Source organism: Methanoregula sp., from assembly GCF_023227875.1.
Taxonomy (GTDB): Archaea; Halobacteriota; Methanomicrobia; order Methanomicrobiales; family Methanospirillaceae; genus Methanoregula.
The window spans coordinates 1-14,080 of record NZ_JALOCH010000003.1; the positions used below are offsets into that span (position 1 = coordinate 1).

14 protein-coding genes and 1 CRISPR repeat array (1 of these 15 cut by a window edge) are annotated in these 14,080 nt (G+C 46.7%); of the genes, 10 read left to right on the forward strand and 4 right to left on the reverse strand.

Going from position 1 to position 14,080, the window contains the following annotated elements; translation table 11 throughout:
* Positions 1–64 precede the first annotated feature (64 nt).
* On the reverse strand, positions 65–355 hold the full coding sequence (locus M0R30_RS03790; protein WP_292543529.1) for a hypothetical protein: 291 nt from the start codon (positions 353–355) through the stop codon (positions 65–67).
* A 394-nt stretch (positions 356–749) separates the two neighbouring features.
* On the opposite strand from M0R30_RS03790, the gene cas6 reads away from it, so the two are divergent.
* Together cas6 and M0R30_RS03800 are read left to right on the forward strand one after the other, a co-directional pair.
* The gene (cas6, locus tag M0R30_RS03795) at positions 750–1,502 is read left to right on the forward strand and encodes a CRISPR-associated endoribonuclease Cas6 (RefSeq protein WP_292543532.1); all 753 of its coding nucleotides are present in this window, start codon (positions 750–752) and stop codon (positions 1,500–1,502) included.
* A gap of 15 nt (positions 1,503–1,517) precedes the next feature.
* Positions 1,518–2,279: a tetratricopeptide repeat protein gene (locus M0R30_RS03800; RefSeq protein ID WP_292543535.1), complete on the forward strand. Its 762-nt coding sequence runs from the start codon at positions 1,518–1,520 to the stop codon at positions 2,277–2,279.
* A 91-nt stretch (positions 2,280–2,370) separates the two neighbouring features.
* On the opposite strand, the gene M0R30_RS03805 is transcribed toward M0R30_RS03800, so the two are convergent.
* The 3 genes from M0R30_RS03805 to M0R30_RS03815 form a co-directional block, all read right to left on the reverse strand.
* Positions 2,371–2,694, reverse strand: coding sequence for a PIN domain-containing protein (locus M0R30_RS03805; RefSeq protein WP_292543537.1), 324 nt, complete (start codon positions 2,692–2,694; stop codon positions 2,371–2,373).
* Positions 2,695–2,788: 94 nt separating this feature from the next.
* Positions 2,789–3,025: a hypothetical protein gene (locus M0R30_RS03810; protein ID WP_292543539.1), complete on the reverse strand. Its 237-nt coding sequence runs from the start codon at positions 3,023–3,025 to the stop codon at positions 2,789–2,791.
* A 900-nt stretch (positions 3,026–3,925) separates the two neighbouring features.
* Entirely contained in the window at positions 3,926–4,198 is a 273-nt protein-coding gene (locus M0R30_RS03815) for a hypothetical protein (protein ID WP_292543542.1), read from the reverse strand.
* A gap of 237 nt (positions 4,199–4,435) precedes the next feature.
* Between M0R30_RS03815 and M0R30_RS03820 the strand changes: the two genes are divergently transcribed.
* Genes M0R30_RS03820 through cas4 form a run of 8 tightly spaced genes read left to right on the forward strand, consistent with a single transcriptional unit; the run spans position 4,436 to position 12,561 of the window.
* Positions 4,436–6,106 carry a hypothetical protein gene (locus M0R30_RS03820; RefSeq protein ID WP_292543545.1) on the forward strand — a complete coding sequence of 557 codons (1,671 nt, stop codon included), beginning with the start codon at positions 4,436–4,438 and terminating at the stop codon, positions 6,104–6,106.
* Complete coding sequence (gene cas7i / locus M0R30_RS03825; RefSeq protein WP_292543547.1) at positions 6,106–7,044, forward strand: type I-B CRISPR-associated protein Cas7/Cst2/DevR; 939 nt, start codon at positions 6,106–6,108, stop codon at positions 7,042–7,044. Before M0R30_RS03820 ends, cas7i begins: the two co-directional genes overlap by 1 nt.
* 13 nt (positions 7,045–7,057) lie before the next feature.
* The gene (gene cas5, locus M0R30_RS03830) at positions 7,058–7,792 is read left to right on the forward strand and encodes a CRISPR-associated protein Cas5 (protein ID WP_292543550.1); all 735 of its coding nucleotides are present in this window, start codon (positions 7,058–7,060) and stop codon (positions 7,790–7,792) included.
* On the forward strand, positions 7,789–10,020 hold the full coding sequence (gene cas3 / locus M0R30_RS03835) for a CRISPR-associated helicase Cas3' (protein WP_292543553.1): 2,232 nt from the start codon (positions 7,789–7,791) through the stop codon (positions 10,018–10,020). The genes cas5 and cas3 overlap by 4 nt, the downstream gene beginning before the upstream one ends.
* Positions 10,017–10,685, forward strand: coding sequence for a CRISPR-associated endonuclease Cas6 (locus M0R30_RS03840; protein ID WP_292543556.1), 669 nt, complete (start codon positions 10,017–10,019; stop codon positions 10,683–10,685). The genes cas3 and M0R30_RS03840 overlap by 4 nt, the downstream gene beginning before the upstream one ends.
* Positions 10,686–10,691: 6 nt before the next feature.
* Positions 10,692–11,660, forward strand: a complete 969-nt coding sequence (gene cas1 / locus M0R30_RS03845; RefSeq protein ID WP_292543559.1) for a CRISPR-associated endonuclease Cas1 — start codon at positions 10,692–10,694, stop codon at positions 11,658–11,660.
* Positions 11,661–11,671: 11 nt separating this feature from the next.
* Complete coding sequence (gene cas2, locus M0R30_RS03850) at positions 11,672–11,965, forward strand: CRISPR-associated endonuclease Cas2 (RefSeq protein ID WP_292543562.1); 294 nt, start codon at positions 11,672–11,674, stop codon at positions 11,963–11,965.
* Positions 11,966–11,967: 2 nt separating this feature from the next.
* Positions 11,968–12,561 carry a CRISPR-associated protein Cas4 gene (gene cas4, locus M0R30_RS03855; protein ID WP_292543564.1) on the forward strand — a complete coding sequence of 198 codons (594 nt, stop codon included), beginning with the start codon at positions 11,968–11,970 and terminating at the stop codon, positions 12,559–12,561.
* A gap of 105 nt (positions 12,562–12,666) precedes the next feature.
* A CRISPR array of direct repeats spans positions 12,667–14,080; the repeat unit is 37 nt; unit sequence CTTCGAGCGATTCATCCAAGAGAACAAGGATTGAAAC; it runs 3,323 nt beyond the window's last position.

Consider the following 14,080-nt stretch of genomic DNA (forward strand, 5'->3'; position numbering starts at 1 on the left):
ATGAACCCGCATATCCCCCTGCCAGTAGTGAACCCAGGCCCACGTATCAAGAACGATGACGATGTTAATCCTCTCCACTGCACACGTACTCAGGCAGGTCCGGGAACTTTCCAAATCCCGAGGGGAGATGTTTCTGCCGTTCCATGATCAGGAACATGATCGCATCATCGTAGGTTTTAAACTGTTTCTCCTCGATAATCTGGTCGAGCCACTGTTTTGTTGGCTTAAGAACCTGCATCGGGGCACGGAGTTCCCTGACCTGAACGCCATGCGCCAGTTTCCGTGCTTTCCCCTGCACCGGTGCCGGGGATCCGGTGTGGCGGGCATCTGCAACCTGGCGTTCTGCTTTTGTCATGGTAATACGTGTAATGTACACATTATACATTATTAATTATTCCGGGGGTATTTGTCCGGGCCGATGTTGTGGCGACATTTTTTCAGAATGTGTGTCTCCGGTTCCCTTTTGGGATCGGTGAACCGGATTTTTTGTTTTAATCAAATCCCTTTGCCGGGCCTGTAGAATCTATTGAGGAAAATCCTGTTCACTTTCACGGTGCGATTCGCTATGTTTATCGTACGGTGCGGTAAAGGGAAGATTGTTGAATTACGGATTGAGTTGGATTAAAATATTTCTTAAGTGGACCGCCCGACCCGCCATGGAATAATCCAGATATACTATTTGAACTGCAATGGCAGTTTAATGATTTTATGGGGCATATTATTTCGTTGTTAAAAATAATTTCATGATCATGCGCCTCCTGCTCCGGTTCATATCAAAAAACGATCAGAAAGACGTCTCGCTGGAATACCACAAACTCCAGGGTTTTGTCTATTCATTATTGCAGGAGTCCGGTTTTCCCCTGCTGCACGATAAGCCGGGGTACAAACCGTTCTGCTTCTCCAACATTTTCCCGTTCGGAGACCTGTTGGAAGGAGACGTGCGGCACTTCATGATCGCATCACCGGGTAAAACGATCATTGAACGCCTCGCGCAGCATCTTACCACGAACCATACAGAACGGGAAATCCATATCGGCGACTGTGCGTTTGCGCTCGATGGCGTGAGAACGCTTGAGACCCCGCTCGGGACCGGACCGGTCAGGATCATCTGTGCGACGCCGATCCTCCTGCGTATCCCGGAGTATAATTACGATCTTTATGCAGTTCCCGAAGAGGAACGCAGGTTCCGGTACGTGTACTGGCGCCCGCAGATCTCGTTTGAGGCGTTCATTAAGCAGCTGACCGAGAATCTTACCAGGAAATACAACCAGTCGTACGGTACGTCAATCGCGGATCATCCCCTGTTCCAGGAATTCCTGTTTAAAAAAACCGTGCATACCCGGTACATTGTTGACGGGAAAAGTTACGGTGCGGCCGGAAGCCTGTGGGAATTTTCCTGGAGCCACATGGATGACGTGCAGCGGCGGGTGATTGAATTCGGGCTCGATGCCGGCTTTGGGGAGCGGAACAGTTTCGGGTTTGAGGTTCGTGAATGTAGTTAAGGAGAAGTGACAATCATGAGAGCGGTACCTGAAGAGGCATATGAGCTCATTCTCCAGGCCAGTGAGACTTCGGGAAAAAAACGCACATCTCTTGCCCTCCATGCATTATCGATCTCAAAGGACTGTGCCGATGCTTATGTCATTCTTGCCGATGCCGAGCAGGACAACGCAGAGGCGCTCCGCCTTCTCGAAGAGGGAGTGCGTGCCGGGGAGCGGGTGCTGGGGAAACGGGTGTTCAGGGAATGCGTCGGCGATTTCTGGCTCGTCTTTGAGACACGCCCGTACATGCGTGCACGGTTCGCGCTTGCCCTGCTCCTCCGGGATATAGGCGAGCGGGATCGTGCAATTGACATTTTTACCGATCTCCTCCGGCTCAACCCGAACGATAACCAGGGGGCCCGCTACGAGCTGGCGACCTGCTTTCTGGAGAAGGGGGATCATGCGGCACTTGAGGGGCTCCTTGAGGAATACGAAAACGACGGTTCGGCGGTCTGGCTGTACTCACGGGCGCTCCTGAAATTCCGGCAGGAGGGAAAAAGTATGGAGGCCGAGGTATGCCTGCGGGAAGCGATCGAAGAAAACCCGTTTGTTCCACGGTATCTTCTTGGGAAAAAAGATCTCCCTGCCCGTCACCCGGATTGTATGAGCCGGGGGGAGCGGAGCGAGGCCATTGTCTATACCCTTGACAACCGACGGGTTTGGAAGGAGACCCCGGGCGCTCTTGGATGGCTGGGGGCGATGGTTTCGTCCCGGTCCCGGAAAGGGAAGCGGCGGTGACGGGGCGAATCGTTTCACCGGATTTTTTTAGAAGGGATCCGGAATGGAATTTCCGGGATAACCTGCTGGAACAAGTAAATCCTGGCGCTCGTTAGTCTCCCGAAGGGCAGGTAAGACGGATAATCCCCTCTATCCCGTCGAAATCGGAATCAAAAGAGTATATGCGGGCTATCTCGAGATCTTTTATGCACGCGACTGTGAGTGCATCGACAAGAGACAGCCGGGAATATTTTTCAAAGAACGCTTTCCCGGCTGCGAACTGGGTATCGGTTATCCGTATATGGTTGATATTCTCTGCTGCTTCCAGCGCGAGAAGAGTTTCTACTGCCGCAGCGTGACCCGCTTTCTGGTGGAGGAAGTTGAGTACTTCTGCAAGGATAAAATCGGTGATATTATGCTCCTTTGGATCCGGCATCGATTTCATTGATTATGGGAGCTGCCTGTGCATGCCACTGATCGTTCCGGTAAAATGCGCCAATGAGAATCACGGAGTCGATAAATGCATCCATTTAATGCATTCCCGTGAGGTTATGCGTTATTACTGAGTCCGTCGCTTCTCCGCTGAATTTTCCCACAAGCGAGGCCAGTTTCCCTTTTTTCTTTTTGATCACCACTGCGACCAGACGGTCGCCTTCGTAGGTCCAGCGTATCCGGTCTCCTTCCCGGATGCGGAGGCTCTCTTTTATTTTTTGCGGGATATCGAGATGATCGCTGTTCCTGACAACGGTCTCCAGCGTTTCCGTCATACGTACCAGTTGATATTCATCCCGGATTATTTAAACATGGGGGCTCCCCTCCCCGGGGTAATCCGGTACCGGGTTCGGAGTGCGGAACAGTTCCGGGTTTGAGGTTCGTGAATGTGGTGAGGGCGCGGGACTGACCGGTAATTCCGGCATCAATCGCTATAAGTATAGTAGTTGAGAGAGAACTGTGATCTGACCATGACCAAACAACATCAGGAGCGTTTTGTCTGGACTGACGGCGTCAGGTTCAGGAAGCTAAAAAACCCTCCCGACACGGGAAGAGCTGGTTCATGCCGATGAGATACTGGGAGCAGTGTCCGAAAAGATCGCTCGCCCTGCTCACCGGAAAGGGCATAAGGCGAAGGTTGTCGAATAACGTATTCCCCGATTTACTTTTTTCATACCAGTGCCTCGCTGCGATCCTGTTCGTCGGCAGGGAGCGCGGGTTCCGGATCATTACGGGCGTTCACGATGAGGCCGTGATCTGTTTCAGAAGTCCGGTTCAGGTTCATGAATGCGAGATCCCGGGTAAAAAGTACATAAACTATAAGCACTCGTTTGAAGCGGACTAATTTAGGATTGAAATTATTTGCTCACGTGGAGTCAGGCAATCATCGAACTCGATCGTTCGACCACTCTTTAAAAAGGGTTGCATACATTTTTTCGCCAGTTATAGCAACCGTCTCATTGAGATCAACAATCCGAAGGTACGCCAGGAGCTCATCTGTTTTCTTTTGTGCATCCTTGATGGTGGGAGAGCGCAGCACCTGCACTAAGCTCGGCAACCGTGATGACAGAAACGATCCCGGTGTTTTTCTCATCAGAAAAACTAATCGAACAATGCGAACGATCGCTCCGGGCCGTTGGTCCGGAGCACGTCAACGCAGATGCTGGTATTAAAAATCATAGCGGTTCGATGTTCCGGGATTTACGGAGGGTATCGACAAAGTGTGCACTGTCCACATCGCAGCCCCACGCGCCACGGAGCGATGTTACCGGTTTTTTCTCTATGATTTGGTATGAAAATGCTTCGGGCATTTTCATCAAACGTGTATGAAAGTCCTTCTGACTTTGATACACGATTTTTACAAAGACCTCATCGCCGGTTTTTGTGGGTATGCCCTTCTCAAGTTCCAGATGGAAATCGTCGATGACTTTTGCTTTGATGGTTGTCATACCGTACATTACGTATCGTGCCGGGAGTCATGAAGGTTTGTGCGGGGGGGGGGTGAGAGATACCGGTTAACGATTTTCATCACTTTCACGGTGCAGATCAACATATTTATCGTGTGGTGTTGTTAATGAAAGATCGTGGTATAACGGTGAGAAGATAAATAAAAAATATTTAGTGTCGTGATTTCTTTGAGTGAATCCATTATCGAAATACATTTTCCAAAACTGAATCATTTCTGGATGGACGCCGGGTTGTTGGGGCTCTACCGGATTGCTCACAAAGAACAATTCAAAGAATCCGGTGTTGAAATAATTCTCAACGATTCTGGAGTTTCGTTCAAAGGATCAGAAAAAGATGTTCAGGCATTTCTGCAAAAAGCGTACGATCGTTTGCTCAAGGATTATTATAATACATCTTCGCAAAGTCAGAAAGAGAAAAATGCTGGCTTCTATTTGGATACAAGTAATGGTCAATTTATCCGATTCCCCAAAGTTAAACCGATGGGAATTGCTGGACTCGTGAAAATTTCTGGACAGAGTTACAAAAATAAAGGCATCGCAAAATTTGTAAAATCCAACGAATCACAAAAGAAACAACAATATCCACAACTCGAAGAAAAATATGCCCATCATCAGGATCGTTTCGAAAAATTTCTGGCTGATACAAAATTAAAACCTGGTGCATCGTTACTTCTTGATGGCGAGAATATTGTCTCTCCTTCAATACACATTGACAAGTTGTCCGGGAAATCAAAAGGTCGTTGCTTCATCTGTGGGCAGGAATCACATTCGCTCAGTGATATTGGAGGAACCGTTTTTCCGTTTATTACCGGATCGTCTGGTGTCCTTTCATTCAATACGATTGGCAGCAGTGCAGAAAAAGTATGCTGGAAATGTGATTTTCTCGCAAAATTTGTCCCAGTTACCGGTTTTTACAATGTGAGTATGGATACCACCCATATTTACTTCCCCTATTCAGCCAGCCTGGAAAAAATGAACGATGTTTTCCAGAGTCTGACTACAACAAAAATTGATGATCCCCACCTTATGAGAAATTTTGATAACAAACTCGGGGGATATTTCCAGAAACCTTATGAACAATTTTTTACGTTTCTGTATTCGCTGTATCGCGTCCTCATGACTAAACGAACGTCATCTTCAGCAGATGAAGATGATTATGAACTTGATTACGAAGCACTCTATGATGTGAACCTGAACAATTCACCGCTTGATTTTCTTGTTGTGTATACAGAGTCCCTTGGCGATGCACAAATGGGGAAGATGATATGGCCGTTCCATGAATCGGTGTACCTTTTCAGGTTATTCGATCATCTCGAACGAAATAAAATCAATATATCTGTGGTTATGCATCAGTTAGCAGATTTTGAAAAAATTAAACACAAACAACTGGAAAATGCAACGCTTACAAGAAATCGTGTATGTGAAAATATCTTAAAAAAACAGAGCATTGTCTCACTTGTTGAACAACACGTCTTCAGGGTTAACAAATCGGAAACCCAGAACATCTGGCCATTGAATGATTTTGTCATTTTATATGAAAAAGCAATCCGGGAAGGAGATACACACATGGATCAAAAAATTATCGATGTCGCAGTCAGTGTCGGAAAGACTATTGGAATGAGTATTGCACCGAGCGGGAAAAAAGGCAAGGGGGATCTCTTCAGACTGAGGAAAACCCGGAAGCCTGAAGATTTCCTTAATGAGATCAATCGCATCCAGATGAAATATGGAACAAAAGTCAGTGCAGATCTCTATAACCAAGGTCAAAAAATGGAGGAAAATTTCACGGAATTCAAACAGTTCTGCATGATCGCAGCATTGAACACGTATAATGCAGGGAACCCGGCACCTGTTGAAACCGGTGGAAAAGTAAAAGCGGAGGCAGCATAATGAAAACAGCAAAGGCACTCACTCTGACCTATCTGACACCCGTATCATTTGCATCACTGAACGGTTCAGACAAGGAAGCAGACAACATTTCGAGCATTAAAAAGATCAAAGTCGGTAAAGAAGACTATCCGTATGTATCGTCACAAGCCGTTCGGAGAGCATTAAGAAACCAACTTGAAGTTCTTGGGCGAACACTTTCAGAGGGCGAGGCAGCGAAAATCGCTAAAGGTGCCGCAACAACAAAACAGGAACCAGGTACCTATATCGATGACGATCTTTTTGGTTACATGGGAACTGAAGAAGCTACCGCAGGGAAAAAAGGCAAAGCCACCAAACGCACGTCAGTTGTCCGTGTCTCACCCCTTGTTGCCCTGAATCCTTATCAAGGGGATCTCGATTTCGGGACAAACTACATGGGTACGAAAGCCGGTGGAGATCCAAATATTTTCGAGACCGAAATTCATTCTGGTCTTTACCGTGGATCTATCCTCATAGAACTTGATCGCGTTGGTAATGGCGATGGGTTCGATGGAAAAGATCTAGATAAAAAAGAAAAAGCACAAAGGGTGAAAGATCTGCTTAGCGCGATTAAGAACCTCTGGGCTTCAGGGCGCCAGAGCCGGTTCCTGGCTGACATTGCACCCAAATTTGTTGCATCGGCCATGTTGAAAACAAAAAACCCGATCTTCCTTGAAAGCATTCAGGTAGAAGGTAAGAAGCTCAATACCGGGATGATTGCAGAGACAATCAAGGATTACGAAAAAGAAATTGTTGCCTCGACAATTGGCGTACGTCAGGGATTTTTCGAAGGATCTGTTGATGGCGCAAAATCTATTGGCGTACGTCAGGGATTTTTCGAAGGATCTGTTGATGGCGCAAAATCTATTGGCGATGCCTTCGATGAAATGGCAAAGTGGGTAGATGAATATTATTCCTGATTAAGAGATGCACATGTTCTCTTTCTCAATTACGGCAAAAGCAATCACGGCATCATTCCGGGTCCCGGAAACGCACACGTTTCATCAGACCCTCCCGCTACCCCCGAAGACTGCTATCATCGGCATGATTGGTGCGGCTCTCGGAAATCGTCTGGATGATGCGCATGCATTTGTTGATCAGAACAATATCCTTGTCAGCGTTTACGGGACCCATGAAGGGACAATGAAGGATCTCTGGAATTACCGGAAATTGAGCAATAAAGAATATTCAGTGGAAGAGATCAAGAATCGAATGCATTATAGTATTCTCATTCGGGAATTCCTTTACTCCAATGATTTTACCTTCTATTTTGCCTCAGAAGATCCCAAACCACTCAGGCAATTACAAAACTCTTTCAAATGTCCGGTATATGCATTGACCGCAGGTAACAGTGATGACCTGCTGAAGATCTGTGACATTTCCGAGATCAGGGAACTCAAATCTGAAAAAATTATTCGCTTTGAGAATACAGTAATTCCGGGAGATTTATCGAAGTCCTGTAAACACAGTATTGACCTGAGACAGACTCCGATTACCGAGACTCTTTACACTCCTCAGGTTTTTCTTTTGCCAACAAAATTTGAATTTCATGGAGATGAGCGACGTGTTGTCGAGAGAAAACCGTTTACGTTTATCAGCACACCTATCAATCTTTCCAACCCGATAGCCGGTTATAATATCGATGGCAAAGCGGTTGTCCTTCAATGACCTCTCAAATTTTTTGGGCCAAGCCAGATCAGACATATGATCAGCATATCACTGCTGCATATCATGCATGGAAATCTACAGTTTCTGCGAAGAGAAACCTGATCAAACGAACAAGCCAGCGCTTTGGTTTCAGTGAAGACCGGTTTTTGAAAAGTTCACTTTTAACTGTAGTTCTTCATGATATCGGGAAAAATATTGTTCCGTTCCAAGAAATGATGAACGCAAAAAGGGATGGCCGTAATTTTGATTATAAGGAAAATTACCGTCATGAACTGGAATCCTATTGTTACGTATTCCGTGGCGCGATGGCATTATCCTCACAAGAGGGCAACAATCTCGTTGGAAAGATTCCACTTGAAGCACTTGCAGTGTTGGGACATCATAAGCGAATTGATCCATCTCTTGATTCCTTTCACCGTGAAGCAGTAAGTACAAAACCCCCTATATACAAGGAAGGGATAATCTCCGCGTTATCCCTTGCAGGAGAAATTTTTCAAACTGAAGGATACACACTTCCCGAAATCCCGGTTCATGATTACGATCCATACAAAGAAGTGAGTAAATTAATCGGTTATGATGGTATTTTTACCAAACTTTTTGAGAGTGAAACCAATCCAGATTCGGTTCGGACAACGTACTCATTACTGAAAGCAATTCTTCATTACTCTGACTGGCTCGGATCTGCCGGAACGGAGATACCGTACTCGATAAAGAATGATGCTGACGACCTTTTCAGACATATCGAGCACCATTGTGCTGAAAAAAAGATCGCGTTTTCAAATCTCCGTCCCTTCCAGCAGGAATGTGCTGATACGAAAGGACATGTGATTGCTGTTGCTCCAACAGGAAGTGGCAAGACCGAAGCTGCACTTTTCTGGGCACTGAATAATATGCGTGAAATGCAGGATGCAAAACTTATCTATCTGCTTCCCACCATGGTCACGGCCAACAGCATATTCCTGCGGATGGAAGAATATTTTGGTGAAGGAAACGTTGGGCTGTCACATTCCACAGCCACATTCCTGATGGAGAATGAGGAAGAGTCTGTGGGGAGAACAGTTCTCTTTGATAAATCGTTCATCAAGCCTGCAACGGTGGCAACAGTAGATCAACTCCTTATGGCCGGATTCAATTCCGGTAAATGGACACTCATTGAAGCCAATGCTGCCAACAGCGTTGTGATCATCGATGAAATCCATTCGTATGAGCCCTGGACCTTGGGTCTCATCATTGAATCCCTGAAACATTTCTCAAAAATGGGAACGCGGTTCATGCTCATGAGTGCGACCCTCCCGAAATATTTAATCGATTTATTTGAACGAGCCCTTCCCGATGCAAAAATTATACGTGATGAATCCTTACTCGCATCATGCCGGAACCGTTTCCAGACGGTCGAAAAAACCATTGACGATGCCATTCCGGATATCGAGCAATCGGTAATTGCCGGGAAAAAAACTCTTGTCGTTGTAAATAATGTGGCGAAGTGTCAGGAATTATATGAAAAACTCCGCCATCTTGATCCGATTTGTTATCATTCAAAGTTCACGTTCGATGATCGCAGAATAAAAGAGATCGGGATCGATGATGCGCGACTTCTGATCGCAACGCAGGTTGTCGAAGTCTCTCTGGACATTGATTTCGATGTTATGTATACCGAATGTGCTCCCCCGGATGCACTCGTCCAGCGGGCGGGGCGGGTCAACAGGAGACGGACGAAAACCAACAGCTGGATCTATATTTATCGTCATTCGAAAACATCTGATCGGATTTATGATCAGAATTCAACAGGGTTGTTATCACAATCGTTTGAAAATTTTAAAAATTCCCATTCGGAATTGACAGAATCCGATCTGATCTCAATTGTGGAGACGGTGTACAAAGGTACTGATATAGAAGGATCAGAACACTTCGTCGATGCAAGTAAACGATATGCAGAGGTTCACGAGACTCTTATGGGAATTTTTGATAATCCGAATAAATTCGAAGATAAAACCCGGAGAGTGGAGTATCTTCAGGTTCCAGTTATCCCCGCTCAATTCAGAGGGAAGGTAACTGCACCCGGATTTCCGCCCCCCAAAAGGCGATTGTATGAAGTAAAGATGCCATACTGGTATGTCCGGAAACACAAAGAAATCGTTGACGACATCACATTTTGTGAAATGAAATATGATGCTGAAATCGGTGCATCGTTTGCTGATGATACGGAATTATCGAGCCTGATCATATGATCCTCCACACCTTCACGCTTACCCTCGGCTCCACCCGGCCCATCCACGGCTCCGCCCACGAACTCCGTGGATTCTTCGCAACAAAATTCAACGAATATGCCGAGCTCCATCATCATAACGCAGACAAATTCATCTATAGTTACCCGCTCGTGCAGTACAAGATGATCGGCAATGTGCCCACCGTGATCGGCATCAATGAAGGCGCAGAAATTCTCAAAAAGATCTTCGATGACTACCAGGAAATCCGCTTGGGTGAGAACACATACCAGATCGTTGAGCGTGGCATCGCGCTGAAGGATGAAGAGTTCGAGATCTCGGAGAAGATCCGTTCGTATGAATTCGCAACCCCGTGGCTCGCGCTGAACCAGGAGAATTACCGGAGGTACTATGCACTCAAAGGAACTTCCGAGCGGGACGAATTTATCCGGAAGATCCTGATCGGCAATCTCATCTCGATGTCAAAATCGCTGGGTTACGAAGTGCCGGGCCAGATCAAATGCGACGCGCAGGTCACTTTCCGCAAAGACCGTTTGAAAGATGTCAGCGTCATGACTTTTACCGGGAAATTCCAGGTAAATTTCCTGATCCCTGACCTGCTTGGCATCGGCAAATCTGTCTCGCGGGGATTCGGCGCAGTACGGCAACTGAAAGGAAATATCGGGTGAAGGCAGATGCAGCTCGTCATCAACACCCGGGGATCGTTCCTGAAGAAATCCAACAACTGTTTTCTCGTGAAGACCGATGAGAAGACTTTCGAAGTCTCGGCTGACAAGATCGACAGCATTCTCATCACTACCTCTGCCACGATTACAACCGACGCGATCCAGTTTGCGGTTGAGAACAATATCGATATTATTTTTCTGGATTACTTCGGCAACCCGTACGGGCGCGTGTGGCACTCAAAGCTCGGCAGCACGACGCTGATCCGCCGCCGCCAGCTTGAGGCCGCGAACGAGGATACCGGGTTTTATCTTGCGCGTGAATGGATCTCCCGGAAGATCGAAGATCAGATCAATCTCCTCAAGGACTTAAAGAAGAACCGGCCCGAGCAGAAAGAGACGCTGGAACAGTATATTGCGAGGATGGAAGTCCTGCTCGAATCCCTGAAACATATGAAGGGGACGCTCGATCACAAGCGCGGGTCGATCATGGGAATTGAGGGAATGGCATCGCAGGCATATTTCGATGCGATCAACAGCACTATGCCCGATGCATGGAAGTTCAAGGGCCGGAGCCGGGACCCGGCACGCGACGGGTTCAACTGCCTGCTGAACTACGGGTATGGCGTTCTCTACTCGCAGGTCGAGCGTTCGTGCATCATCGCGGGGCTCGATCCTTATGTCGGGTTCCTGCACACGGACAATTACAATAAGCGTTCGTTCGTGTTCGATCTCATCGAATTATTCCGGGCTCACATCGATAAAACGGTAATCAATCTCTTCATGAAGCGGCAGGTCAATGAGAAGTATTTTGATCCCATTCCCGGCGGCCTCTACATGAACAAGGAGGGAAAGGCAGTCCTTATCGGTGCCATTAACGAGATGCTCGACAAGGAGATCGATTACCGGGGACGGAACGTGAAGATCCGGAATACGATCCAGATGGAGTGCCACACTATCGCAAACAAACTGATCAAATAGGAGACAGAATCATGACGATGGTCTGGGTGGTGTACGATATTGGAAAGACGACAACCCGTAACCATGTGGTACGGATTTGCCTGAACAAGGGATTGTACCGGGTCCAGAAGAGCGTGTTTCTTGGGAACCTGAACTCCAATGAACGCGATTCGCTGGCGCTGGAGTGCGGGCACGAGATAGATCCGGAGGTTGATTCCGTGTATGTGTTTCCGATGGATGACACTTCTTTTAAGAAAGTAAAACTGCTCGGCCAGGCCTTTGACAAGAAACTGGTGAGCGACGAACTCTTAACAAAATTTTTCTGATCATGCCGACTGACACTGAAACGATCATTACAATATCGGACGTAATGGAGTACCTTTTCTGCCCCCGTTTCATCTACTACATGCATTGTCTCGATATCCGACAGCATGAGGAGAAGCGGTTCAAAGTGATGAAGGGGCGTGAGGTGCATGAAGAAAAATTGATCAGGAACCCGGATTACCTGCGAAAGAAACTGGGCGTGACAAAAAAAGAGATGAACGTCTTCATCGCATCCAAGCAGAATCATATCAAGGGGATTGTTGATGAAGTCCTGTTCCTCGATGATGGGACGGCAGCTCCGTTCGAATATAAATTCGCGGAGTTCAAGGATACGATCTTCGAAACGTACAAGTATCAGCTGGTCCTCCATGCGATAATGATCCGGGAGAATTACCATTGCGATGTGAAGAGGGGTTTCATCTGTTTTACCCGGAGCAATCATCATATTGAGACGCTTGAGTTTACGGAACAGGATTTTAAGCGAGGGCTTGAGATTATTCAGGAAATTCTTGAGATCATCGACAAAGGATTTTATCCAAACAAAGGGAAATACAAAAACAAGTGCATTGACTGTTGTTACGCAACAATCTGCACCTGATTCTTATGTTTAAATAGGAATCAATAATTCTGCAGGAAGAATTGCCTGTGGGAATTTTAAGCGATTTGGTTGCGATTAAGCGGAAAATACGCGAAATTTCGCGGCCTTCGAGCGATTCATCCAAGAGAACAAGGATTGAAACCTACCAATGGAGAAAAATAAAAACCGATGCGACTCTTCGAGCGATTCATCCAAGAGAACAAGGATTGAAACCGTCAACACCGTCGGAAGGTGAATCATGGCATAAGTCTTCGAGCGATTCATCCAAGAGAACAAGGATTGAAACCCCGCATTGACGGACATATCAGCAGCGATGTATTCTTCGAGCGATTCATCCAAGAGAACAAGGATTGAAACTGATCCGACAACAGCCGGTAAACTCCATCACATCCTTCGAGCGATTCATCCAAGAGAACAAGGATTGAAACTCCCCAGTTCCTCTCGCTCAATACGCCCGTATCCTCTTCGAGCGATTCATCCAAGAGAACAAGGATTGAAACTCCGGGGTTGCCGGCAGGGCGTTGACAAAGATGTCCTTCGAGCGATTCATCCAAGAGAACAAGGATTGAAACTAATGAACACGGGGCCGCGTGACACACGTCAAGCATCTTCGAGCGATTCATCCAAGAGAACAAGGATTGAAACTTTTCCCAAACCGGGCATAAGGTTGCGGTCTTACACTTCGAGCGATTCATCCAAGAGAACAAGGATTGAAACCCATTCAGACGTGGATAATATTCGTGGATTGTGATCTTCGAGCGATTCATCCAAGAGAACAAGGATTGAAACACTGGTGGAACGAACCGGCTGGCAGTCCTACAAGGGCTTCGAGCGATTCATCCAAGAGAACAAGGATTGAAACCGAGCAAAAAGAGATTGAGAATGGAGACGGGCCGGCTTCGAGCGATTCATCCAAGAGAACAAGGATTGAAACGATCCGTGCCGTTCGGGACCGCACCGATCAGCGGGTCTTCGAGCGATTCATCCAAGAGAACAAGGATTGAAACATCAAACTCCACATGATAAAGAATATCATTCTCGGGCTTCGAGCGATTCATCCAAGAGAACAAGGATTGAAACAGGAGTCAGTAATTATGCCAGCACCAAAAGACCCAGCTTCGAGCGATTCATCCAAGAGAACAAGGATTGAAACTCCGGTTGGCTGGCACCATCCGTTACCGGATGGATTCTTCGAGCGATTCATCCAAGAGAACAAGGATTGAAACCCCAATCCCACGCATACCCGCGAGCGGCCTCCGGGTCTTCGAGCGATTCATCCAAGAGAACAAGGATTGAAACTTATTTTGAGCGTTGTGAACGGATCGCCGATATAGCCTTCGAGCGATTCATCCAAGAGAACAAGGATTGAAACAAATTAAAATTAAAACATTCACCCAGAAATCTGGATCTTCGAGCGATTCATCCAAGAGAACAAGGATTGAAACAAGCGTCTGAAAAATAATCCGGTTCTTTTCCTACGGCTTCGAGCGATTCATCCAAGAGAACAAGGATTGAAACC

What these genes read in the sequence shown, in the direction of transcription:
- cas5 (WP_292543550.1), top strand. Translation starts at nt 7,058, where the DNA reads ATGTTCTCTTTCTCAATTACGGCAAAAGCAATCACGGCATCATTCCGG.
- M0R30_RS03810 (WP_292543539.1), bottom strand. Translation starts at nt 3,025, where the DNA reads ATGACGGAAACGCTGGAGACCGTTGTCAGGAACAGCGATCATCTCGAT.
- cas3 (WP_292543553.1), top strand. Translation starts at nt 7,789, where the DNA reads ATGACCTCTCAAATTTTTTGGGCCAAGCCAGATCAGACATATGATCAG.
- cas1 (WP_292543559.1), top strand. Translation starts at nt 10,692, where the DNA reads ATGCAGCTCGTCATCAACACCCGGGGATCGTTCCTGAAGAAATCCAAC.
- cas4 (WP_292543564.1), top strand. Translation starts at nt 11,968, where the DNA reads ATGCCGACTGACACTGAAACGATCATTACAATATCGGACGTAATGGAG.
- cas2 (WP_292543562.1), top strand. Translation starts at nt 11,672, where the DNA reads ATGACGATGGTCTGGGTGGTGTACGATATTGGAAAGACGACAACCCGT.
- M0R30_RS03840 (WP_292543556.1), top strand. Translation starts at nt 10,017, where the DNA reads ATGATCCTCCACACCTTCACGCTTACCCTCGGCTCCACCCGGCCCATC.
- M0R30_RS03805 (WP_292543537.1), bottom strand. Translation starts at nt 2,694, where the DNA reads ATGCCGGATCCAAAGGAGCATAATATCACCGATTTTATCCTTGCAGAA.
- M0R30_RS03815 (WP_292543542.1), bottom strand. Translation starts at nt 4,198, where the DNA reads ATGACAACCATCAAAGCAAAAGTCATCGACGATTTCCATCTGGAACTT.
- cas6 (WP_292543532.1), top strand. Translation starts at nt 750, where the DNA reads ATGCGCCTCCTGCTCCGGTTCATATCAAAAAACGATCAGAAAGACGTC.
- M0R30_RS03790 (WP_292543529.1), bottom strand. Translation starts at nt 355, where the DNA reads ATGACAAAAGCAGAACGCCAGGTTGCAGATGCCCGCCACACCGGATCC.
- M0R30_RS03800 (WP_292543535.1), top strand. Translation starts at nt 1,518, where the DNA reads ATGAGAGCGGTACCTGAAGAGGCATATGAGCTCATTCTCCAGGCCAGT.
- M0R30_RS03820 (WP_292543545.1), top strand. Translation starts at nt 4,436, where the DNA reads ATGGACGCCGGGTTGTTGGGGCTCTACCGGATTGCTCACAAAGAACAA.
- cas7i (WP_292543547.1), top strand. Translation starts at nt 6,106, where the DNA reads ATGAAAACAGCAAAGGCACTCACTCTGACCTATCTGACACCCGTATCA.